The sequence below is a fragment of the Hafnia paralvei ATCC 29927 genome, assembly GCF_001655005.1.
In the GTDB taxonomy this organism is placed as follows: domain Bacteria; phylum Pseudomonadota; class Gammaproteobacteria; order Enterobacterales; family Enterobacteriaceae; genus Hafnia; species Hafnia paralvei.
This window is the reverse complement of record NZ_LXET01000062.1, coordinates 64,248-86,218: the sequence shown is the minus strand read 5'-3', so window position 1 is coordinate 86,218 and position 21,971 is coordinate 64,248. Positions and strand designations below refer to the sequence as shown.

The window sequence follows — 21,971 nt, the reverse complement described above, 5'->3', positions numbered from 1 at the left end:
ATGTGATTTGTAGAATAAAATCGTGTTCAGACAGTTAGAAAGCTCTAATGCAACTTAAGCATTATGGGTGAAAAGAATTGCATCGGCGAGTAGCGCAGCTTGGTAGCGCAACTGGTTTGGGACCAGTGGGTCGGAGGTTCGAATCCTCTCTCGCCGACCACTCTTGAGAAAGACCCCGCAATGCGGGGTTTTTTTTCGTTTAAAATTCCTCAAACAACCCTCTGATATTTTCCTTTTGGCTTCGACTTTTAGTACTGTCTGCTTCTTATTCCAGCCTTGTTACTCTTTTGGTCAATAAAACAATTTTCACTATGTTGGTTTTTAACGACATAGCTTATTGGCTATGTCTCTTAATTGAGACTCATAATTAATTGATTTTAAATATGAATTTCTCTTGCGAAGAAAGGTGTCGTTGGTGGGCGACACATTGATGGGTAAACGGGTTCTGTGTCTCTACGAGACGACGAGTGATTCGCCTGCTGCTTTTATAAGTTGCCTAGCGCAAGCTTGCTGTAGCGCACTGAGTATAAAAATATCGCTGGATAGGGCTTAGTTTTAAAAGTTGGCACGCTAAGTGCATTATTATCTACGTAGATGCTCATTCACCTTCTTATGTTTGCGAAAGCTTCATAAACCTCCGAATGATGCAGAGCCAATTTACGGTGTCTATTGTCCGATCCTGATGATAGTGGTCTTGACCCTTCATCAGCCCACGGGCGTAACGTTGAGTGAGACACCAATCAGTTGTCCTAAGATCTGATTGTCCTTTTAGACACTTGCCCTATGGCAGGTGTTTTTTTTTGCCTAAAAATCGCATAAAAAAGCCCGCATCATGCGGGCTTAGAAGAAGAGCGAGTAGTGCTTAGGCTGGATTAGCGGGCTGATCTTGCTTTAGCGTCAGTAATAGGCCATCACGTCGCATCTGAGCGGCCTCTTCAGGACGATGGAGTTTATCTAACACATCGGCTAACCAAGCGTAGTCGTAAGCGTCTGGGCGCTGTTTAAGCGCAGCACGGAAGGCTTCGCTGGCCTGCTGCCACTCGCCGTGACGCATTAATAGTTGGCCTAAGGTGCTGTTGAGCAATGCGCTAGCGCCATGTTGCTTAATTTGCTGATTTAACAGCTTCTCTAACTGTTCAGGGTTACCTGATTTGAGTTTTGGCATCAAGAGCACCAAGCGTTCGTCGAATTTACGTTTCAGCCCATCAACTAAAATCTGTTGGGCTGTATCGTGATCGTTACATTCGATGAGATGCTCTATCATTGCGACTTGCAAAGCGGTCTCATGGCGCGTTTTGCGACTCTGGTCATTCCACCAACTTTTTAGGCCAAGACTGCCACCGTTAGCCATGCGCTCGTTCATCAGGCCGATGTAAGCTTTTAGCTGTAGTTGCTGGATCTCGTCATCGTTATAAACATTAGCTTTGGCAAGGCTGGGTAAAATCTCAAGTAGTGACTGATATGCCTGCGTTCTGACATACGCCTGCTCTGCCAAACGAAGTACTTCAGGGTGACGCGGTGCAACATTTAGCAGAGCGTCAACGCCGTGGCGTGCTGCATGATTTTCACCACGAGCCAATTGAATGCGCACTCGAGTGATATCGACAGGAAGCTGGTTGCTGTCAGCAACTTCGGAAGCTCGTTCTAAGTACTGATTAACGCGTAGCTCGTCACCGCGCTGCTGTGCCGCTTCAGCCGCCAGTAAATAGTTGACCACAGGTTGTTCTGCGTGATCGGCATTGCGGGAAAGCAGTTTTTCCACTTGGGTGTAGTCGCCTTCAGCAAGCTTCATTAAGCCTTCGCGAGTTTGCTTACGCGCACGTGTACGCTTGCGCCCAACGAACCAGCCGCGTGTACGAGCTCCAGTGCGAAAGACGCGGCGGAGTATCCACTCAATCGCGAATAACACAACAATCAATAGGATCAACATGATCACCAGCGCAGTAACGCTAGTTTCGATGTTGTAGGTATCCGTCTGAATCAAAACGTAGCCCTGATGGCCGGCAAACATGGGCCCCAATACAATCCCTGCGATTAGGATTATAAAGAGCAATAAGACCTTAAGCATGCTTATTCTCCCTGTGCTGTGGGCGCGGCGGCTGGCACAGAAGGTGTCGCCATCAGATTACGCACGCGGGTTTGCATCAGTTTTTCCAACAGTGGTTGGCTCTTTAGCTCTGTTGGGACATCCATATTAATAGACTGCTGACTAAGCTCATCTAACTGGCTCAGGAAGGCTTTTGTCGTGGGGTCATTCACATCGAAGTAAGCACGCACCCACGTTGAGACGGTTTCAAGGGACTGCTGATAAACTTCATTTTGATGGCGTGGTACCGCTTGGGCGGCGACCAGCAAGCGCGAGCGAATGTTTTCACGCAGGTACACATCTTGGTTTGGTGCCAGCAGCGGCTCAGCGCTACTGTCGCGGCGACGTACAGTGATAAACTCAGACATAAAGTTATGCCAGCTTTTCACCAAATTTTGTCGCCATTCGTTTAATGAACTAGACACTTCACCGTCATCTTCGTCCATCGGGGCCTCATCGCTGTTATTGTCAGCGAGACGCAAATCGTCAACTTGGTTAGATAGCTGATTCAGTTTGAGAATAATGCCATCAAAATCAATTTGGCTGACGCTCGCTAATGATGAGATATCTTCAGTCAGCGCACGGCGTACATCGATCAGGCTTGGATCGTTCATTTCAGCCAAACTCTCATCGGCGCTTTTCAACAGCGCACCGGCGGTTGTGACGTCCTGATCGCTCCATAACTTGCGACCGGCCAGCTTAACCAGAAAATCAGCCTGAGCGAGTAACCAGTTTTTTGCATCACTACCTGAAATCGCGGCAACTTTGGCTTCTAGCTCTTTCAACTGCTGTGATTGAGATGTTTGCAATTGATCGGCAACGCTAAGCGCTTTATTTTGCTGGTTGATCAGTGCGTTGATACGCAGTTTTTCTTGTGCCTGCTCGTTATGCAGCGCAGTCAGTTGATCGCTGAGTTCATTATTCTCAGCCTGTTGCGCCAAGGCCTGTTGATGGCCGTGATAATATAAACCAGCACCGAGTGCGATCACCAAAACAATGGCAATGGCGCCCAGCACAGGCCCTTTAGCGGATTCTTTTTTCACAGTTTTAGCGACCTGCTCACTGGAGATATTATTGTTGAGATTAGATGCTGGCTGGATCTCGTGTTCAGTCGCGGTGTTCTTTTCCTCAACCTTTTCGGATGGGGTTGTCGGTTCCGTCATCTTGGCACTTCCCATAGTCAGTTATTGTAGCGCGCGGATCAGCGCGTCATTATCAGCACTTTCAGCTACCTGAATGTCTTTCCAGCCCAATGCCTGAGCGAGGGTAGCTAACCGTTCGCTAACCACAATCAAACGGCAATGTAATAGCCACATTATCCGATCGTAATCAGGAACTAAATCATACAGTTGTTGTAGCATTTCGCCACTGGTCACGACGAGTGTTGAAATCCCTTGCCGTTGCCAGTGAGCGCTTTGTTCAGCACCATTATAGTGGATAGCACAACGTTGATAACATTCACACAGTGTTACGTTCACGCCGCGTTGGGTCAATGTTTCGGCTAATAACTCTCGACCACCGTTGCCACGTAATATTAGTGCCCGCTTTCCTGCTATGTCTCTTAATTCAGGGAGAAGTAGTAAGGACTCAGAAGTTTCTGGCGGCCGTGGATAACCGACGGGCAGGCCACTGGCGGTGTGCAGGCGTAGCGCCGTTGGGCGTCCAATGGCAAAATAGTTGAGCTCACGGGGCCATGTCATTCCGTTTCTTTGCAGATAGGGATGGGCATAGCGTACCGCATGTTGTGATAAGGCGAAAACCAGATCGCCCGAAGCAAGCCGTTGAAGTTGGGTGGGTAACGTTGTTAACCCTGAACCAGGCGTAAAGTCGATAAGCGGAACATGATAGGCCGCTCGCCCCAGCGTTCGCAGTCTACTGACTAGGGCTTCACCAGCAGGTGATGGGCGAGTGACCAAAATACTCATCGCGGCGTTTGCCCTTGATAAACGTCTTCCAGAATTTCCCGTGCACCGCGTTCAAGTAATTCTTCCGCCAGAGAAACACCCAACTCCGCGGCTTTAGCGCGCGGGCCACGGCGTTCACCGCGAATAATGAGGGTACCGTCGGGTTTCCCCACTAAAGCACGCAGCCATATTTCATCGCCATTTAGTTCAGAATAGCTGCCGATAGGAACCTGACAACCTCCTTCCAAACGCGTATTCATCGCGCGCTCAGCACTGACGCGAGTGGCTGTATCAATATCATTAAGCGGAGCGAGTAGCGCTTGGGTTCGAGTGTCATTCAAGCGGCACTCTATACCCACGGCGCCTTGGCCGACAGCTGGCAGAGATTGTTCTGGCGGTAGCGCATAGCGGATACGTTCTTCAAGCTCCAAACGTTTTAAACCCGCAGCGGCCAGAATAATAGCGTCATAGTCACCGTTATCCAGTTTTGCCAAGCGAGTTCCCACGTTGCCACGCAGATCGCGCACGATGAGGTCTGGGCGAATCTCTCTTAGCTGACACTGACGACGCAGACTAGAGGTGCCAACGATGCTTCCTTCAGGCAAATCCTCCAAACGCGCATATTTAGGCGAGACAAAAGCATCGCGCGGATCTTCGCGTTCGCAGATGGTGACGAGTCCTAAACCTTCGGGGAAGGCGACCGGAACATCTTTCATTGAATGCACGGCAATATCGGCACGCCCATCCAGTAACGCTAGCTCCAGTTCTTTCACAAACAGGCCTTTGCCGCCTACTTTTGCCAACGGAGTATCCAGCAGAACGTCGCCGCGAGTCACCATAGGCACCAACTCCACGGTCAAATCTGGCCAATGTGCTTGCAGATGATCGCGGACATAATATGCCTGCCACAGTGCCAGTGGGCTCTGTCTGGTGGCAATGCGTAGGGTCTGGTTTGGCTGAGACGTATTTTCTTGCATATGAATATCCATTTTTATCCTATGCTTCATCCTATCATTTTGTTAGCAAACCTGCAGCGCTGGAACCTGATGGCTGTTTAGTGGGAAAATAATTGGGAAGGGGAAAGGATGAAATAGTCGGTAAGATCAACGACAAGAAAGGCGCTACAATAAGTGTGTGGCTTTACATACTTTACGGTCAACCAGCAAGGTGTTAGATTGATCACGTTTCCAGCAATTTCTTATTAAAACATTTCTTACTAAAAAACGGTGAGATACGGAAACAGGGTTCTCTCAGACACTGGAATAATCAGGCGAAACGTCTTGTACCTCTACATCGAGACACTGAAACAGAGACTGGATGCGATAAATCAACTTCGGGTTGATCGCGCTTTAGCGGCTATGGGGCCGGCCTTTCAACAGGTTTACAGTCTGCTGCCAACCTTATTGCATTACCACCACCCTCTGATGCCAGGTTACCTTGATGGTAACGTTCCCCATGGCATCTGCTTCTACACGCCTGATGAAAATCAGCAAACCTATTTACATGAAATCGATCTCCGCTCTCCCGGCTTTATTGCTGCGGATAATCCAGGCCAACTGCCGATTACTGGCGTTTACTCAATGGGAAGCACTTCATCCATCGGTCAAAGCTGTAGTTCGGATTTGGATATTTGGGTATGCCACCAATCTTGGTTGGATGGCGATGAGCGCAATCGGTTACAGCAAAAATGTACACGGTTGGAAAAATGGGCTGCATCGCTTGGCGTGGAGGTCAGCTTCTTCCTAATCGATGAAAACCGTTTCCGCCATAATGAAAGCGGCAGTTTAGGCGGGGAAGATTGTGGCTCCACTCAGCATATTCTCTTGCTTGATGAGTTCTATCGCACTGCGGTACGTCTAGCGGGCAAGCGTATTCTGTGGAATATGGTGCCAAGCGAAGAAGAAGCACACTATGACGAATACGTCATGTCGCTGTACTCTCAGGGCGCGTTAACGCCAAACGAATGGCTAGACCTTGGCGGTCTCAGCTCACTTTCCGCTGAAGAGTACTTTGGTGCGAGTCTGTGGCAGCTGTATAAAAGCATCGATTCTCCTTACAAGGCAGTGCTGAAAACCTTGTTGCTCGAAGCTTATTCGTGGGAATACCCGAATGCTGAACTGCTCGCGATCACGATTAAACAGCGTCTGCACAAGGGGGAGATAGTCTCTTTCGGGCTTGACCCTTACTGCATGATGCTAGAGCGTGTCACGCATTATCTGGAGCAGATTAACGATACTGCGCGTCTCGATTTAGCTCGCCGCTGCTTCTACCTGAAAGTGTGTGAAAAATTATCACGTAGCCGCGCCTGTGTAGGCTGGCGACGCGAAATTCTGAGCCAACTGGTCGAATCTTGGGGCTGGGATCAAGAGCGTATTGAAGTGCTCGACGATCGCGCTAATTGGAAAATTGAACGGGTTCGCGAAGCGCATAATGAGCTGCTAGATGCCATGATGCAGAGTTACCGCAATCTGATCCGCTTTGCGCGTCGAAATAACCTTAGTGTAAGCGCCAGCCCGCAGGATATCGGGGTGCTCACCCGTAAACTCTATGCGGCGTTTGAGGCATTGCCGGGTAAAGTCACACTGGTGAACCCGCAGATTTCTCCTGATTTATCAGAAAAAAACCTGACCTTTATTCACGTACCGATTGGCCGAGCCAACCGTACCGGTTGGTACTTGTACAATCAAGCGCCGACTATCGACACGATCATCAGCCATCAGCCACTGGAATATAACCGCTATCTGAACAAACTTGTGGCGTGGGCGTATTTCAATGGATTACTGACTGCGGATACCAAGCTACACATCAAGAGCAATAACAACCTGTGCGATATTAATAAGCTACAGGAGCTGGTTCATGATGTGTCTCAGCATTTCCCTATACGTTTGCCTGCCCCATCGCCGAAAGCGTTGTATAGCCCGTGTGAAATCCGTCATCTGGCGATTATCGTCAACTTGGAAAATGATCCAACGGCGGCGTTTCGCAATCAGGTGGTACATTTCGACTTCCGCAAGTTGGACGTATTCAGTTTTGGGCAGCAACAGCAATGTTTAGTCGGTAGTATCGACCTGCTGTACCGTAACTCATGGAATGAAGTGCGTACCTTGCACTTCAGCGGTGAGCAGGCGGTGTTGGAAGCGCTGAAAACGATTTTAGGCAAAATGCATCAGGACGCGGCGCCACCGGAGTCGGTTGAAGTTCTGTGTTATAGCCAGCATCTGCGTGGTTTGATCCGTACGCGGTTGCAGCAGTTGGTATCTGAATGTATTGATTTGCGCTTATCGAGTACTCGCCTCGAGCCAGGTCGTTTCAAAGCCGTGCGTGTGGCGGGACAAACCTGGGGACTGTTCTTTGAGCGCTTAAGCGTTTCGGTGCAGAAACTCGAGAACGCCGTTGAGTTCTACGGGGCGATTTCGAATAACAAACTGCATGGCTTATCCATTCAGGTCGAAACTGAACAGGTACATTTGCCAGCGGTGGTTGATGGCTACGCAAGCGAAGGGATTATTCAATTCTTCTTCGAAGATGGTGATAACGAAGGATTTAACATCTATATTCTGGATGAAACTAATCGCGTAGAAGTGTATCACCATTGCGAAGGCAGTAAGGAAGAACTGGTGCGTGATGTTAGCCGTTTCTACTCTTCATCGCACGATCGATTCACCTATGGTTCAAGTTTTATCAACTTTAACCTGCCGCAATTCTATCAAATCGTGAACGTTGATGGTCGCTCACAGGTGATGCCGTTTCGTGCAAACACCTTGCCACAGTGTAATGTGAACGACGATAACGACGGCACGCCGCTGAAACAGCAGTTCCAACTGCATTAAAAACATAACGACACAGTGTTATTAAAACTAACCTGTGTCGTTATTTTATTTAAATTCCATATGCCACAATTAATTCTATTTGCTTTGGCGAAATTGAGCCAATTTAAATGATACGAAATACTTGAAATATAATGTCCATAAATGTATCTGTCTATATCGTAAAGCCAGTAGACTCATTTGGTATCATAATAATTCACTTATAATCATGAGCCTTTGTCTGATAGTTAGTTTCATATTAGAGGTCGTGAGTTTTTAGAATGAAGTTTTACCTTTATTAAAGTTGTGATTTATATTCTTGTGAGCTTTGATTCTATGCCATAAAAAGCTATTACTTGGCAGAAATACAAAGGTGAACTTAAATATTTAAATGTACAGTCTTCGTCAGAATACGTTCGTTCTGCCAATTTATATTGGCAATATTATATGTGTCTCTAAAACAATCCGAATTGTAACCAGAGAGCATATGATTTTAATTATGGTAAGACTATTTTTTATCCAGTATCAGGGCCCCTCTTTTAATATGGAATGTTAATGATGAAGAAAATCGCGTTTCTATTATTACCTCTATTATCCAGCACAGCTAGCGCAGTCATGGTCGATTTGCGTCATGAGTATCTTGACGACTCAAAGGCAAACTACGATCGCGTTTACATTTCACATCGCTTTGACAATGGTTTCGGTTTCGCCGTAGAGGCCAAAACCCGCTCAGGCGGGGATGACCAAGAGAGACCATTCAGTGAGTTCGGTGATAACGGCGATGAATATACGCTAAGCTATCAATTCTCAGCGTCTGATTTTGTTATACAGCCGGGCTTTGTATTGGAAACGGCCTCATCAACGGCTATTTATAAGCCATATCTTCGAGTTCAATATAATATTAATGAGCAGTGGTGGGTGGCAGGTCGTTACCGCTATGAATATAGTCGTAATACCGATAGTGGTTCAGAGGTGGATAAAGATGATGGCCATATGAATCGTGGCGACGTTTGGCTTGGATATAATGTGGGTAACCTTGGCTTTGAGATTAATGCGTTGTATAAGAAATCAGACTTAGTCATTTATAATAATGATAAGGATGATTATGAATATAATTTCCGCACTTCTTATAAAATAGATAACGTGACTCCTTATGTAGAGGTCGGCAATGTTTCTGTTTCTTCTTCCTCAGAAGATCGTCAAACTCGTTTCCGTGTTGGGATGGCATATACATTCTAATACCTAATGCTACCATCTATGAGTTGTTCGTCTATTGATGGAATGTATCATTTCTTTATATGTTGAGTGTCATCCTTTATTTATTTTGATGATATATATCGTATATAGTTTGCATTGCAAACAATAAGGAATCTACCCTTTAGCATTATGCAACGTAAAGTATCGGCGGTATAAATACTTCCTTGTCATGAATATCTCATGACAAGGCGTTTTTTTCTCACATCAATCGCTGATGCTGTTGGCTTCGTCCAACGTATTCCCTATCAAGAGATCTTAATTTCTTCACCAGACTGTGCGCTGCACGCCGTTGACAGCAGGGCGTAAAACTCTTCGCCACTACGGTCGCAGATCCATCCGGTATCGCGGAAGTTGAAGTGATAGCCGCCCGCTTTGGTTGCCAGCCATATCTGATGCAACGGCTCTTGACGGTTGATCACGATTTTGCTGCCATTCTCAAAAGTCAGCGTCATCACTCCGCCATTGGTTTCGTAATCGATGTCGGCATCACCTTCATAAGCGTCAATGGCCTCTTCGATGTTTAACATCAGCTTATCTGCTAACTGGTGAAACTCGGTATCGTTCATATTCATTTCCTATTGCTTTTCAGGGTCCAACTGCGATTATAGAGAGCTTATAAGTTGGATCCACACGCATTAATACAATAAATGGTAATGACCATGAAAAAACAATTTCGTCTGGCCTTGGTGGCTTTTTCCCTATTCGGTCTTGCTGGTTGCGGCTTGAAAGGGCCTTTGTACTTCCCGCCGGCTGATGCGCCAGCAGCAAAACAGAGCCAGCCAGACACACAGACTAATGCACCTGCCGCTAATCAGGGTGCGAATACACCCTCCAATATTGCCGGTGTAGAGCAAGGCCAATAATCCAAGATAGCGAGAACTGTCAGGATGTTATTTAGGTGACGACGGAAGTTAAGACGTAGGGTTGAGAGGTAGGTATGCAGTTCTCTAAAATGCACGGTTTAGGCAACGATTTCATGGTCGTTGATGCTGTAACACAAAACGTTTACTTCTCGCCGGAGCTTATCCGCCGTCTGTCCGATCGACACAATGGTGTGGGCTTCGACCAGATGCTGATAGTTGAACCACCCTATGATCCTGATTTAGATTTTCACTATCGAATCTTTAATTCCGATGGCAGTGAGGTAGGACAGTGTGGCAATGGCGCGCGCTGTTTTGCCCGTTTTGTCCGGTTGAAAGGATTGACCAATAAACGTGAAATTCGCGTGAGCACGCAGAATGGCCGCATGGTGTTGAAGGTCAGCGACGATGAGTTGGTTACGGTGAATATGGGTGAACCGATTTTTGAGCCATCCAAGATCCCGTTCAAAGCGGTGAAAGCAGAAAAAACCTATATCATGCGCGCGGCTGAACACACCATTCTATGCGGCGCGGTATCCATGGGAAATCCGCACTGTGTGTTACAGGTCGATGACGTTGAAACTGCGTTAGTTGAAACCATTGGTCCGGTTCTGGAAAGCCATGAGCGCTTCCCTGAGCGGGTAAACGTTGGTTTTATGCAGGTAATTAACCGTAATCAGATCAAATTGAGAGTGTATGAACGCGGTGCAGGCGAAACACAAGCCTGCGGCAGTGGTGCTTGTGCTGCGGTTGCCGTGGGTATTCAGCAAGGCCTGTTAGATGAGAATGTACAGGTTGATTTGCCAGGCGGCCGCCTGCAAATTCGCTGGAAGGGGCCGGATAATCCGTTGTTTATGACAGGGCCAGCCACGCATGTTTATGACGGCTTCATACACCTATAATTCATCCGTTTATGAGTGAGCGATAGACAACTATGAGCGACATCGAAGATCGGGTATTGGACAATCTGGCGCTAAATGATGCACAGGTGATGGAGTATCTGCTACAGAACCCTGACTTCTTCATTCGTAATGCGCGCAATGTGGAACAGATGCAGGTTCCCCACCCGGTGCGCGGTGCTGTTTCATTAGTTGAATGGCAGTTGAATCGACAACGTCAGCATATCTTCAATCTGGAAGAAGAGATCACGTTGCTGATGGAACAGGCCAGTGCCAATGAAGTTTTATTTAATCGTTTGTTAGAGTTACAAGGCCATTTGGCAGGGGCTGACAGCCTCTCTGATTTCCTCCAGCGCTTTAATCGCTGGGCACGTTCTCTCGGGCTGGCAGGCGCGAATATCCGTTTGTTTAGCGACAAATGGTATCTGAATGCGCCATCTGATTTTGCTCATTTAGCTCTTTCACGCAATGACTTTGAGATGATGCGGATCCAACGGCTCGGCAATCAGAACCACTATCTCGGGACGTTGAACGGTCCTGAACTGCTGCTAGTATTACCGCAGGCCAAAATGGTGGGCTCGGTGGCGCTATCTCTGATGGGCGAATTTGGTGATTTAGGGCTAATTATCTTTAGTAGCCGTGACAGCCATCATTATCAGCAAGGTCAGGGCACTGTGTTGCTCGATCAGCTTGCTTTGCTGATGCCGGGGCTAATAAGCCGATGGATTGAACGCCAATGAGCGTAGAAACTCAGACGTTAGCGTTGCCCGTTGAGGCGTTTCTGCGTTTTTTGCGCGTCGAGCGCCAGCTTAGCCCACATACGATTGAAAGCTATCATCATCAGTTGATGGCGATTATTGAGATTATTTCGGCCTCGGGTCTACGTGACTGGCGGCAGCTTGATTCCAATCAGGTACGCATGATTACTGCGCGTAGCAAACGCATGGGGCTGGAGGCTGCCAGTATTGCGCTTCGCCTCTCCTCGTTGCGCAGCTTTCTCGATTGGCAAGTCAGCCAAGGTGTCATGTCTGTAAATCCAGCCAAGGGGATTAGCGCCCCCAAACAAGCGCGTCATTTACCTAAAAATCTCGACGTTGATGACGTCAACCGACTGCTGGAGATTAATTCCAGCGATCCTCTTGCCGTTCGCGATCGCACCATGCTTGAGGTGATGTACGGTGCAGGCCTCCGTCTATCCGAGCTGGTAGGGCTCGACTGTCGTCACATGAATATGGCTTCGGGCGAAGTCTGGGTGCTGGGGAAAGGGAGTAAAGAGCGTAAACTACCCATTGGTCGCACCGCGATCCATTGGTTAGAGCAGTGGCTACCATTGCGTGAAATTTACGATCCGGTTGATGATGCGGTTTTTGTATCCAAATTGGGAAAGCGAATTTCTGTGCGCAGCGTACAGAAGCGGTTCGCCGAATGGGGCGTTAAACAGGGCGTCACCAGCCATATCAACCCGCATAAACTACGCCACTCGTTTGCAACGCACATGCTAGAGTCCAGCGGCGACCTGCGTGCGGTGCAAGAGCTTCTTGGTCACGCCAATCTGACGACGACCCAAATCTATACCCACCTCGATTTCCAACATTTGGCGAAGGTGTACGATGCGGCGCATCCACGCGCTAAACGAGGAAAATCCTGATGTATTCGAATCTCCATTTTTATCGCCCGCTCAAAGCGATTGCGGCTTTCACCTTTGATCTTGATGATACGCTGTATGATAACCATCCGGTCATCATGCGTACCGAGCGGGAATCATTGGCATTTTTACAGCAAAATTTTGAACCGTTACGCGAGTGGCAAAGTGCAGACTGGCAGCGTTTACGCGCAGAACTCCGCGCCAAAGACCCAGAAATTTGTCACGATGTGACCGCATGGCGCTGGCAAGCGGTGTATTTAGCGCTAACACGCGGCGGCTTTAGTGAAGCGCAGGCTAGCGCGGGTGCTGATTCTACAATGGAAAATTTTGCTCACTGGCGCAGCCAGATTACGGTACCGGAATCTACGCATACCACGCTGCGAGCGTTGGCAGAAAAGGTTCCTTTGGCAGCCATTACTAACGGTAACGCCGATCCGACATTGTTTGGCCTCGCTGATTACTTTGCGTTTATTCTGCGTTCAGGTCCAGACGGTCGCTCAAAGCCTCATGACGACATGTACCGTACGGCCCAGCAACGTTTGAATGTTCCAATGACTCATATTCTGCATGTCGGCGACGATCTCACTACGGACGTGGCTGGCGCGATACGCAGCGGCATGCAGGCTTGCTGGATCAACGACCGTGAACGTAGCTTAACCACGGCCTCAGATAGCCGTTTGTTACCTCACGTTGAGATTTCACGGTTGGATTCGCTCACCGCGCTGATATAATCTCCAATAATCTGTATAAATTCCCAGTGAAAAAGACGTATTTCGTTTAACGAAGCGCCTATTTCCCCATTTTAAAACGGTGCCTATGGACGTTTCCGATCTGCTCAACAGCCTTAATGATAAACAACGCGAAGCCGTTGCTGCACCGCGCAGCAATCTTCTGGTGCTGGCTGGAGCCGGAAGCGGCAAAACTCGCGTGCTGGTACATCGCATCGCGTGGTTGTTGTCGGTAGAAAACTGTTCGCCATACTCAATTATGGCGGTAACGTTCACCAACAAAGCGGCTGCAGAAATGCGCCACCGTATCGAGCACCTGATTGGTACGAGCCAAGGCGGGATGTGGATTGGTACTTTCCACGGTTTAGCACACCGCTTACTGCGCGCGCATCATTTGGATGCTAATTTGCCGCAGGATTTCCAAATTCTCGACAGCGACGACCAACTGCGTTTGCTCAAGCGGATTGTTAAAGCGCTTAATCTTGACGAGAAACAGTGGCCGCCGCGTCAGGGCATGTGGTACATCAACAATAAAAAAGATGATGGCCTACGCCCGCAACATATCGAAAGCTATGGCAATCCGGTAGAACAAACCTGGTTGCGTGTCTATCAGGCATATCAAGAGGCTTGCGACCGCGCAGGTTTAGTCGATTTCGCCGAGCTGCTGCTTCGCGCTCATGAGCTGTGGCTCAACAAACCGCAAATTCTCAATCATTACCGCGAACGCTTCACCAATATTTTGGTGGACGAATTTCAAGATACTAACCGCATTCAATACGCTTGGATCCAAATGCTGGCCGGTAATACGGGTAAAGTGATGATCGTGGGCGATGATGACCAGTCAATCTACGGCTGGCGCGGTGCGCAGGTAGAAAACATCCAACGTTTTCTGGATGATTTTCCCGGTGCAGAAACCATTCGCTTGGAACAGAACTACCGTTCAACCAGCAATATTTTGAAAGCAGCCAATGCCCTGATTGAAAACAACGACGGGCGTTTGGGGAAAAAACTGTGGACGGAAGACGGCGACGGCGAAAAGATTTCGCTCTACTGTGCATTTAACGAATTAGATGAATCACGTTTTGTGGTCAATCGCATCAAAGCGTGGCAGGACAACGGCGGTTCCCTGAATGACTGCGCAATTCTGTATCGCAGCAACGCCCAATCACGCGTATTGGAAGAAGCACTGCTACAGGTGGCGATGCCATACCGTATTTATGGTGGGCAGCGGTTCTTTGAACGTCAGGAAATCAAGGATGCGTTGGCTTATTTACGCCTAATTTCTAACCGTAATGACGATGCAGCCTATGAGCGTGTGGTAAATACGCCAACGCGTGGGATTGGCGATCGCACTCTCGACGTGATTCGTCAGGCAGCGCGAGATCGCCAACTGACGTTATGGCAGGCGACCCATGAGCTCATCCAAGAGAAAGTATTTGCAGGCCGCGCATCGGGGGCACTACAGCGCTTCATCGAGCTGATTGATGCTCTGGCAAGTGATACGGCGGATATGCCGCTGCATGTACAAACGGATCGGGTGGTACGTGATTCTGGTTTGCGCCAGATGTATGAGCAGGAAAAGGGCGAAAAAGGCCAGACGCGTATTGAGAACTTGGAAGAGCTGGTGACCGCAACGCGTCAGTACAGCTACGAGGATGAAGACGAAGACTTGCTGCCATTGCAGGCATTCCTATCACATGCAGCGCTTGAGGCCGGTGAAGGGCAGGCAGACGCCTATCAGGACGCCGTTCAACTGATGACGTTGCACTCGGCGAAAGGTTTAGAGTTTCCTCAGGTATTTATCGTGGGAATGGAAGAGGGGATGTTCCCAAGCCAAATGTCGCTGGACGAAGGTGGACGTTTGGAAGAGGAGCGCCGTTTGGCCTACGTTGGCGTAACGCGAGCGATGCGCAAGCTAACGATAACCTATGCGGAAACTCGCCGGCTGTATGGCAAAGAGGTTTACCACCGCCCTTCTCGTTTCATTGGTGAATTGCCGGAAGAGTGCGTGGAGGAGGTTCGTCTGCGAGCCAGCGTTACACGTCCGGTAAAACATGCCAGTATGGGGACGCCAATTAGTGCTAACGACAGCGGATTCAAGCTGGGGCAGCGCGTTAAACATGCCACCTTTGGTGAAGGTACAGTAATCAATTTGGAAGGCAGCGGAGAACATAGCCGTCTACAGATTGCGTTTCAGGGCGAAGGCATCAAGTGGCTGGTTGCCGCCTATGCCAAGCTAGAGGCGATGTAATCATTTTCTGTCATCCTAGCTCTTTTTACTGTGTATGGAGCTAGGATGAATCAGCTAATCAGCCGCAGTATTTATCCCCAATTTGCGCTTGTGCGTACCACGTCATGAGTTCCTGAGTCCCTGTCTCTCCTTCGGCTGGAGCCCAAGGTGCAGAATCTTGCTCACTGACTGGCACATAGCCACCGTGTTTAACCTCAAAAATCACGCCACCGTTATCCAGAGACAGCACTGAATGCCATGTGCCTGCATCCATTTCTAATGCGACACACTCTTCGCCTAATACCACGCGACGAGTCACGGTGCCGTTCTCATCAAAGTTTAGTACGAGAAAGCGCCCACTCAGTGGTAGCAGGAGTTCAAAGGTATGCGGATGGCGGTGTGGCCGAATGTAGGTGCCAGGCTCCATGGCAATCGCGAGTCGTTGCACAGGATCGCTCAGTTCGGGATGGAAATTGCGATGGGCACGTAATCGAGGAGCCGCTGCTGCCGTGGCGCTTTGCTGTTTTAGGTCATCAAAAGTGATTTGTTTCATTGGGTTTACCTGATTTTAGGACTTGTAGAGTCCATATGATGGATGCTTTGGTATAAGGTAATAGAAGGGCGTATTTAACGATATAATTTTTATGTGACAGCCTTTATGCAAATGCGGTGGTGAGGGCGAGACTCATAAATATTTTGGTATGAAACATCCTGAGCGAATAATGTTCTGTAATTACTCACAACGCCAGTTGACAGGCTTTTTCGTATCGGCGTAACATGCGCGCACTATTATCTGTGAGGACATACGCCTTGGACACACCCAGTAGATACTGGCTCAATGAACCCGTTTGCGGGTACAACTTCTAAGGCTATCCACTTATGCTGATAGCCTTCGTGGTTGTCAGCGACCTCTTTATGTCGCTATGAGTCAGATCTGATATGGTCTGAAACAGCTAGGTGACGCTATCCCTCGTTTGTTTCCTGTGCTCCATGCGTGATCCTTAATGTCACCGCAACGGAGTTTAAAAGCATGCTAAGTGCATTTAGATTAGACAACAGCCGCTTATCCCGTCTGGAGCTGGATGACACGGAAGATCTGACATCATCTTTGTGGGTCGATTTGGTCGAGCCGGAAGAAGATGAGCGTCAACGAGTTCAAGATGAGCTAGGGCAAAGTCTGGCAACTCGCCCAGAGTTGGATGATATCGAAGCATCTGCACGTTTCTTTGAAGATGAAGACGGCCTGCATATTCACTCATTCTTCTATTATGAAGATGCGGAAGATCACGCGGGTAACTCCACCGTGGCATTTACCATCCGCGATGGTCGCTTGTATACGCTACGCGAGCGCGAGCTTCCGGCATTTCGCTTGTATCGCATGCGGGCGCGAAACCAGATGCTGGCCGATGGCAATGCCTATGAGCTGTTGCTCGATCTGTTCGAAACTAAAATTGAGCAGTTAGCGGATGAAATCGAAAACATCTACAGCGATTTGGAAAAGCTAAGCCGCGTCATCATGGAAGGCCATCAGGGTGATGAGTACGATGAGGCACTTTCGACGCTGGCAGAACTGGAAGATATCGGTTGGAAAGTGCGTTTGTGTTTGATGGATACCCAGCGAGCACTTAACTTCTTAGTTCGTAAAGCACGTTTGCCCGCTAGCCAGTTAGAACAGGCGCGCGAAGTGCTGCGAGATATCGAATCCCTGCTGCCACACAACGAATCCCTGTTCCAGAAAGTCAACTTCTTGATGCAGGCGGCAATGGGCTTTATCAACATTGAGCAGAACCGCATCATCAAGATCTTCTCGGTGGTTTCCGTGGTGTTCCTGCCACCGACGCTGGTGGCATCCAGCTATGGTATGAACTTTGAGTTCATGCCGGAGCTGAAATGGTCGTTCGGTTATCCGGGGGCGATTGGCTTGATGTTGCTGGCAGGACTTGCGCCATATTTATATTTCAAACGTAAAAACTGGCTGTAACCCGCAGTATTTCCTCTCATCCCTCCCCTTGATGGGGAGGGATATCCGCGTTAGCTCCGCAACTTTCTCTGCGTATACAGTGCATCCAGAATAAACAGCAACAGCGCCGCCCAGATAAAGCCGAAGGCAACTAATTTATCCTGCGTCATCTGCTCGTTGTAGAACGTAATGGCCAGAATAAACATCAGCGTTGGGCCAAGGTACTGGAAGAAACCTAGTGTGGACAACCGCAGGCGCGTCGCGGCAGCGGTGAAGAACAGCAGTGGAATCGTTGTGACAATACCTGCTGCGATCAGCAGTAGGTTAAGCGAGATTGGGTTTGCGCTCAGGTGGCTGGTCGCACTGTCAGCGATGCCAAATAGATAGATAGCGGCAACGGGCAGTAACCACAGAGTTTCAATCAGCATACCGGTTTGAGCATCGACCGCGATTTTCTTACGAATCAAACCATAAAATGCAAAGCTGAAGGCTAGCCCAAGTGAAATAACTGGCACTGAGCCAAATTTCCACAGCTGAATGAGCACACCACAAACGGCGAGAGCTAACGCAATCCACTGCATCCGGCGGAAGCGCTCACCGAGGAAAACCACCCCGAGCAAAACGTTTACCAGCGGATTAATAAAGTATCCGAGGCTGGCCTCTAGCATATGATTATTGTTTACCGCCCAGATAAACAGCAACCAGTTGCCGCCGATTAAACAGGCGCTAAGTGCCAGCAAGCCGATCTTGGCAGGCGTTTTGGCCAGTGCGCGAACCTTAGACCAGTTTTTGCTCAATGAAAGCAAGACCAGCATGAAGAAGAATGACCAGATTACGCGGTGGGTCAGGATTTCAGTGGGGGGGACCTGCTGAATCAGCTTGAAATAAGCAGGTGCTATGCCCCAGATAAAATAGGCAGCCAGAGCAAACAGAATGCCATGACGAGTTTGTTGCGAATCCATGAAACACTTCCGAAAAAATGAATAGGCGCTGAGTCTACTGTATTTTCTCGGAATGTTTCATAGTGGTAACGAAGATGATCCTATTAACCCTAACTTATCCCAAGATTTCGTGAGAAACCGGTAAAAAATGCTGCCTAACCGACCATATACGTGGCGGTCGCTGAAGCGATATGGAGGTTTTGTTCGTTGTGGAGTTCTACACGCGCTACGGCGACTTTATTACCGGCACGTAATAGGCTGCCGCTGGCGGTGAAACGCTCACCGCGTCCAGGGCGCAGATAGTCTACCCGCATATCGATGGTGCCCATTTTCGATAGCCGAGCCAACAACTCCTCTTGTGTTATTTCATCGTGGCGCAGCAGCGCGGAACCCACGCAAACCAGCCCAGCGCATACGTCTAGCACCGATGCGATAACGCCGCCGTGTAAAATCTTCTGATGCGCATTGCCCACTAACATCTCTTTGGAATCGAAAACCAGCTCGGCATAGTCTGCTTCGAAGCGCTGAAGTTCTAAACCCAGAGAGCGGTTAAACGGCATGTGGTAAACGAAGATTTCACTAATCAGGGCGCTAGCTTTTTCACGGGTTAAAAAAGTGGGAGACATGGAACGTTCCTTTCTTTCGCAGATGACATACAAACGTTATTGTTAATTTTATGTTGATATTATGCTTAATGATTGTTTGTTTCCAGCGCCAATAAGAATGATGAACGTTCACGCAGCGCCCCTTCCGTGTAGAATGTCGCCTTTGAATCATTTATGGCGTAACTATTTTCCTCGAAGGGGTATCAATAATGCGGATGGGATGGATGATGTTAGCGGGACTGCTAGCAGTTCCTGCGGCGGTTCAGGCGGAAGAGGCTACGGTAAAGCAGGTTCACGATAAGCCATTGGTGAAAGGTAGCATTATTGCGAACATGTTACTTGAACACGATAACCCATTCACGCTTTACCCTTATGATACGAACTACCTGCTCTACACTGAAACGAGCGACGTGAATAAAGAAGCTATTCAGTCGTATGATTGGGCAGATGACGCACGTAAAGATGAAGTTAAATTTCAGTTGAGTTTGGCCTTCCCTCTCATTCGGGGTATCGCGGGCGATAATTCGGTGTTAGGGATGTCCTATACTCAGCGCTCGTGGTGGCAGGCCTTCAACCGCAGTGCTTCTTCTCCCTTCCGCGAGACAAACTACGAGCCACAGCTGTTTGTTGGCTGGTCGACGGACTACCAGCTCGGTGACTGGACTCTGCGTGATATTGAAACGGGTTTTAATCATCAGTCTAACGGGCGCTCCGATCCCACCTCGCGCAGTTGGAACCGCGTTTATGCGCGCCTGATGGCGCAAAATGGTAACTTCCAGGCGCAGATTAAACCGTGGTATCGCATCCCCGAAAGCAGTAGCAAAGATGATAATCCAGATATCACCAAGTATATGGGCTATTACGAAGCCCAGATCGGTTATCAATGGGGGGAAAGCATCTTGACGGCGAAGGGGCACTATAACTGGAATACCGGCTATGGTGGTGGTGAGTTGGGCTGGAGCTACCCGTTGACCAAGAGTGTTCGTTTTTATACTCAGCTATTTAGCGGCTATGGTGAGTCGATGATTGACTATAACTTCAATCAAACTCGCTTCGGCGTCGGTATTATGCTCAACGATTTTATGTAATTTGTAATCAGCGCACATCCGCTAACGACAAAACCGGTGCATACGCCTAAAATAGCGCCGGTATTTACTATCACCCCCTTTGGTTGAGGAGCAGCGTGGCAACGGCAGCAGTTATCAACGCAGAAATGCTGGCAGAACAGGTTTTGCGCGATACGTTCGGGTATCAGCAATTCCGTCCTGGGCAGCAAACGATTATCAATGCTGCGATCGCTGGCCGGGATTGTCTGGTTGTGATGCCAACCGGGGGCGGCAAGTCTCTGTGTTATCAGATCCCTGCGTTAGTTATGGATGGCTTAACGCTGGTGGTTTCACCGTTGATTTCCCTGATGAAAGATCAGGTCGATCAGCTACAGGCCAACGGTGTGAGCGCTGCGTGTCTTAACTCCACGCAAAACCGTGAACAGCAACAGGAAGTTTACGCTGGGTGTCGCAGCGGAGCGATAAAGCTGCTGTATATCGCGCCAGAGCGGTTGATGATGGATAACTTCCTCGATCAACTTCCCCACTGGAACCCCTCGTTGCTTGCGGTCGATGAAGCGCATTGTATTTCGCAGTGGGGACATGATTTCCGCCCTGAATATAGCGCGTTAGGTCTAATAAAACAGCGTTTCCCAGATATTCCGGTTATCGCGTTAACCGCGACCGCCGACGATGCAACGCGGAATGATATTGAGCGTTTGCTGTCGCTCAACGATCCTCTGGTGCAGGTCAGCAGCTTTGATCGCCCAAATATTCGTTACACCCTGATTGAAAAATTCAAACCGCTCGATCAGCTGATCCGTTTTGTTCAAGAACAGCGTGGAAAATCCGGCATTATCTACTGTAACAGCCGTGCGAAAGTGGAAGACACTACCGCCCGTCTGCAAAGCCGTGGTTTCAGCGTCGGAGCCTATCATGCAGGGCTCGATCACGAGCATCGCTCTTCGGTGCAAGACGCTTTTCAGCGTGATGATTTGCAGATTGTGGTGGCGACAGTGGCGTTTGGCATGGGGATCAACAAGCCTAACGTGCGCTTCGTGGTTCACTTTGATATTCCACGTAATATCGAAGCTTACTATCAGGAAACCGGTCGTGCTGGGCGCGATGGTTTACCTGCTGAAGCCGTGTTGCTTTACGATCCTGCCGATATGGCGTGGTTGCGTCGCTGTTTAGAAGAGAAACCTGAAGGGCAGCAAAAAGAGATTGAGCGCCATAAACTCAATGCGATGAATGCGTTTGCCGAAGCACAGACCTGTCGTCGTTTAGTTCTGCTGAATTACTTTGGGGAAGGGCGACAGGAATCGTGTGGCAACTGCGATATTTGTCTCGACCCACCCAAGCGTTACGATGGTTTGGAAGATGCGCAAAAAGCGCTGTCGGCGATTGCTCGCGTTGGACAGCGATTTGGTATTGGTTACGTGGTGGAAATTTTGCGCGGCGCAAACAATACCCGTATTCGCGAGTTCGGGCATGACAAACTCAAGGTTTATGGGCTAGGGCGCGATCACACTACTGAGCACTGGGTTAGCGTATTGCGTCAGCTCATTCATTTAGGATTAGTGACACAAAATATTGCTATGCATTCCGCGCTACAGCTAACGGAGTCTGCTCGTCCCGTGCTGCGCGGTGAAGTACCTTTGCAGCTTGCTGTTCCGCGCGTGATAAATCTCAAATCACGCAGCAGCAGTAGCCATGCCAGTAAAAATTACGGCGGAAACTATGATCGCAAGCTGTTTGCCAAATTGCGTAAGCTACGCAAAGCCATTGCCGATGAGGAAAACATTCCGCCATACGTGGTTTTCAACGATGCAACATTGTTAGAAATGGCCGAGCAGATGCCGATTCGTGCCAGCGAATTGCTGAGTATTAACGGTGTGGGGCAGCGTAAACTCGATCGTTTCGGTGCACCGTTTATGACGCTGATACGAGAGCACGTCGACGGTGATGATGAGTAGTCTTTAGGGGGAATTTCGTCTCCCCCAG

The 21,971-nt window shown here is 48.9% G+C and carries 19 protein-coding genes and 1 tRNA gene; 12 read left to right on the top strand and 8 right to left on the bottom strand.

The window, feature by feature from the left end; translation table 11 throughout:
* Positions 1–83: 83 nt before the first annotated feature.
* A tRNA-Pro gene (locus M988_RS19855) sits at positions 84–160 on the top strand.
* A gap of 702 nt (positions 161–862) precedes the next feature.
* Here M988_RS19855 and hemY read toward each other — a convergent pair.
* From hemY to hemC, 4 genes are read right to left on the bottom strand one after another with little or no spacing between them, the layout of a single operon-like run.
* A complete protein-coding gene (gene hemY, locus M988_RS19850; protein ID WP_039189825.1) occupies positions 863–2,068 on the bottom strand; it encodes a protoheme IX biogenesis protein HemY in 1,206 nt (401 codons plus the stop codon).
* Between the two features lie 2 nt (positions 2,069–2,070).
* Entirely contained in the window at positions 2,071–3,249 is a 1,179-nt protein-coding gene (gene hemX / locus M988_RS19845; protein WP_008815842.1) for a uroporphyrinogen-III C-methyltransferase, read from the bottom strand.
* Between the two features lie 21 nt (positions 3,250–3,270).
* Complete coding sequence (gene hemD / locus M988_RS19840; RefSeq protein ID WP_064575448.1) at positions 3,271–4,011, bottom strand: uroporphyrinogen-III synthase; 741 nt, start codon at positions 4,009–4,011, stop codon at positions 3,271–3,273.
* Positions 4,008–4,967 carry a hydroxymethylbilane synthase gene (hemC, locus tag M988_RS19835; RefSeq protein ID WP_039189878.1) on the bottom strand — a complete coding sequence of 320 codons (960 nt, stop codon included), beginning with the start codon at positions 4,965–4,967 and terminating at the stop codon, positions 4,008–4,010. Before hemC ends, hemD begins: the two co-directional genes overlap by 4 nt.
* Positions 4,968–5,270: 303 nt before the next feature.
* Between hemC and M988_RS19830 the strand changes: the two genes are divergently transcribed.
* Both M988_RS19830 and M988_RS19825 read left to right on the top strand, forming a co-directional pair.
* Positions 5,271–7,820, top strand: coding sequence for a class I adenylate cyclase (locus M988_RS19830; protein WP_039189819.1), 2,550 nt, complete (start codon positions 5,271–5,273; stop codon positions 7,818–7,820).
* Between the two features lie 534 nt (positions 7,821–8,354).
* A complete protein-coding gene (locus M988_RS19825; RefSeq protein ID WP_226229100.1) occupies positions 8,355–9,035 on the top strand; it encodes an oligogalacturonate-specific porin KdgM family protein in 681 nt (226 codons plus the stop codon).
* Positions 9,036–9,298: 263 nt separating this feature from the next.
* Here M988_RS19825 and cyaY read toward each other — a convergent pair whose 3' ends face one another.
* On the bottom strand, positions 9,299–9,619 hold the full coding sequence (cyaY, locus tag M988_RS19820) for an iron donor protein CyaY (RefSeq protein ID WP_008815847.1): 321 nt from the start codon (positions 9,617–9,619) through the stop codon (positions 9,299–9,301).
* A gap of 93 nt (positions 9,620–9,712) precedes the next feature.
* Between cyaY and lptM the strand changes: the two genes are divergently transcribed.
* The 6 genes from lptM (at position 9,713) to uvrD (ending at position 15,436) form a co-directional block, all read left to right on the top strand.
* Positions 9,713–9,916, top strand: a complete 204-nt coding sequence (gene lptM / locus M988_RS19815) for an LPS translocon maturation chaperone LptM (RefSeq protein WP_035502137.1) — start codon at positions 9,713–9,715, stop codon at positions 9,914–9,916.
* A gap of 74 nt (positions 9,917–9,990) precedes the next feature.
* Positions 9,991–10,815, top strand: a complete 825-nt coding sequence (dapF, locus tag M988_RS19810; RefSeq protein ID WP_064575446.1) for a diaminopimelate epimerase — start codon at positions 9,991–9,993, stop codon at positions 10,813–10,815.
* Between the two features lie 32 nt (positions 10,816–10,847).
* Positions 10,848–11,552, top strand: a complete 705-nt coding sequence (locus M988_RS19805; protein ID WP_004089291.1) for a DUF484 domain-containing protein — start codon at positions 10,848–10,850, stop codon at positions 11,550–11,552.
* Positions 11,549–12,460 (top strand): tyrosine recombinase XerC, encoded by a 912-nt coding sequence (gene xerC / locus M988_RS19800; RefSeq protein ID WP_064575444.1) that lies wholly within the window; start codon positions 11,549–11,551, stop codon positions 12,458–12,460. The genes M988_RS19805 and xerC overlap by 4 nt, the downstream gene beginning before the upstream one ends.
* Positions 12,460–13,188, top strand: a complete 729-nt coding sequence (gene yigB, locus M988_RS19795) for a 5-amino-6-(5-phospho-D-ribitylamino)uracil phosphatase YigB (RefSeq protein ID WP_064575443.1) — start codon at positions 12,460–12,462, stop codon at positions 13,186–13,188. The genes xerC and yigB overlap by 1 nt, the downstream gene beginning before the upstream one ends.
* Before the next feature lie 85 nt (positions 13,189–13,273).
* Positions 13,274–15,436, top strand: a complete 2,163-nt coding sequence (gene uvrD, locus M988_RS19790; protein WP_004089297.1) for a DNA helicase II — start codon at positions 13,274–13,276, stop codon at positions 15,434–15,436.
* Between the two features lie 58 nt (positions 15,437–15,494).
* Here the strand turns inward: uvrD and M988_RS19785 are convergent, their stop codons facing one another.
* The gene (locus M988_RS19785) at positions 15,495–15,968 is read right to left on the bottom strand and encodes a WbuC family cupin fold metalloprotein (RefSeq protein WP_064575441.1); all 474 of its coding nucleotides are present in this window, start codon (positions 15,966–15,968) and stop codon (positions 15,495–15,497) included.
* Between the two features lie 477 nt (positions 15,969–16,445).
* Between M988_RS19785 and corA the strand changes: the two genes are divergently transcribed.
* A complete protein-coding gene (gene corA / locus M988_RS19780; RefSeq protein ID WP_008815853.1) occupies positions 16,446–17,396 on the top strand; it encodes a magnesium/cobalt transporter CorA in 951 nt (316 codons plus the stop codon).
* Positions 17,397–17,446: 50 nt separating this feature from the next.
* Here corA and rarD read toward each other — a convergent pair whose 3' ends face one another.
* Both rarD and M988_RS19770 read right to left on the bottom strand, forming a co-directional pair.
* On the bottom strand, positions 17,447–18,337 hold the full coding sequence (rarD, locus tag M988_RS19775; protein WP_004089305.1) for an EamA family transporter RarD: 891 nt from the start codon (positions 18,335–18,337) through the stop codon (positions 17,447–17,449).
* A 134-nt stretch (positions 18,338–18,471) separates the two neighbouring features.
* Complete coding sequence (locus M988_RS19770; protein WP_008815855.1) at positions 18,472–18,942, bottom strand: thioesterase family protein; 471 nt, start codon at positions 18,940–18,942, stop codon at positions 18,472–18,474.
* Between the two features lie 188 nt (positions 18,943–19,130).
* Here M988_RS19770 and pldA point away from each other — a divergent pair, with 188 nt between their 5' ends.
* Positions 19,131–20,009 (top strand): phospholipase A, encoded by an 879-nt coding sequence (pldA, locus tag M988_RS19765; RefSeq protein WP_039189802.1) that lies wholly within the window; start codon positions 19,131–19,133, stop codon positions 20,007–20,009.
* A gap of 95 nt (positions 20,010–20,104) precedes the next feature.
* On the top strand, positions 20,105–21,943 hold the full coding sequence (recQ, locus tag M988_RS19760; protein WP_008815857.1) for an ATP-dependent DNA helicase RecQ: 1,839 nt from the start codon (positions 20,105–20,107) through the stop codon (positions 21,941–21,943).
* The last annotated feature ends 28 nt before the right edge of the window (positions 21,944–21,971 follow it).

Excerpts from the sequence above, each read along its gene's own strand:
- hemY (WP_039189825.1), bottom strand. The coding sequence starts at position 2,068 with ATGCTTAAGGTCTTATTGCTCTTTATAATCCTAATCGCAGGGATTGTA.
- hemX (WP_008815842.1), bottom strand. The coding sequence starts at position 3,249 with ATGACGGAACCGACAACCCCATCCGAAAAGGTTGAGGAAAAGAACACC.
- hemD (WP_064575448.1), bottom strand. The coding sequence starts at position 4,011 with ATGAGTATTTTGGTCACTCGCCCATCACCTGCTGGTGAAGCCCTAGTC.
- hemC (WP_039189878.1), bottom strand. The coding sequence starts at position 4,967 with ATGCAAGAAAATACGTCTCAGCCAAACCAGACCCTACGCATTGCCACC.
- M988_RS19825 (WP_226229100.1), top strand. The coding sequence starts at position 8,355 with ATGAAGAAAATCGCGTTTCTATTATTACCTCTATTATCCAGCACAGCT.
- cyaY (WP_008815847.1), bottom strand. The coding sequence starts at position 9,619 with ATGAACGATACCGAGTTTCACCAGTTAGCAGATAAGCTGATGTTAAAC.
- lptM (WP_035502137.1), top strand. The coding sequence starts at position 9,713 with ATGAAAAAACAATTTCGTCTGGCCTTGGTGGCTTTTTCCCTATTCGGT.
- dapF (WP_064575446.1), top strand. The coding sequence starts at position 9,991 with ATGCAGTTCTCTAAAATGCACGGTTTAGGCAACGATTTCATGGTCGTT.
- M988_RS19805 (WP_004089291.1), top strand. The coding sequence starts at position 10,848 with ATGAGCGACATCGAAGATCGGGTATTGGACAATCTGGCGCTAAATGAT.
- xerC (WP_064575444.1), top strand. The coding sequence starts at position 11,549 with ATGAGCGTAGAAACTCAGACGTTAGCGTTGCCCGTTGAGGCGTTTCTG.
- yigB (WP_064575443.1), top strand. The coding sequence starts at position 12,460 with ATGTATTCGAATCTCCATTTTTATCGCCCGCTCAAAGCGATTGCGGCT.
- uvrD (WP_004089297.1), top strand. The coding sequence starts at position 13,274 with ATGGACGTTTCCGATCTGCTCAACAGCCTTAATGATAAACAACGCGAA.
- M988_RS19785 (WP_064575441.1), bottom strand. The coding sequence starts at position 15,968 with ATGAAACAAATCACTTTTGATGACCTAAAACAGCAAAGCGCCACGGCA.
- corA (WP_008815853.1), top strand. The coding sequence starts at position 16,446 with ATGCTAAGTGCATTTAGATTAGACAACAGCCGCTTATCCCGTCTGGAG.
- rarD (WP_004089305.1), bottom strand. The coding sequence starts at position 18,337 with ATGGATTCGCAACAAACTCGTCATGGCATTCTGTTTGCTCTGGCTGCC.
- M988_RS19770 (WP_008815855.1), bottom strand. The coding sequence starts at position 18,942 with ATGTCTCCCACTTTTTTAACCCGTGAAAAAGCTAGCGCCCTGATTAGT.
- pldA (WP_039189802.1), top strand. The coding sequence starts at position 19,131 with ATGCGGATGGGATGGATGATGTTAGCGGGACTGCTAGCAGTTCCTGCG.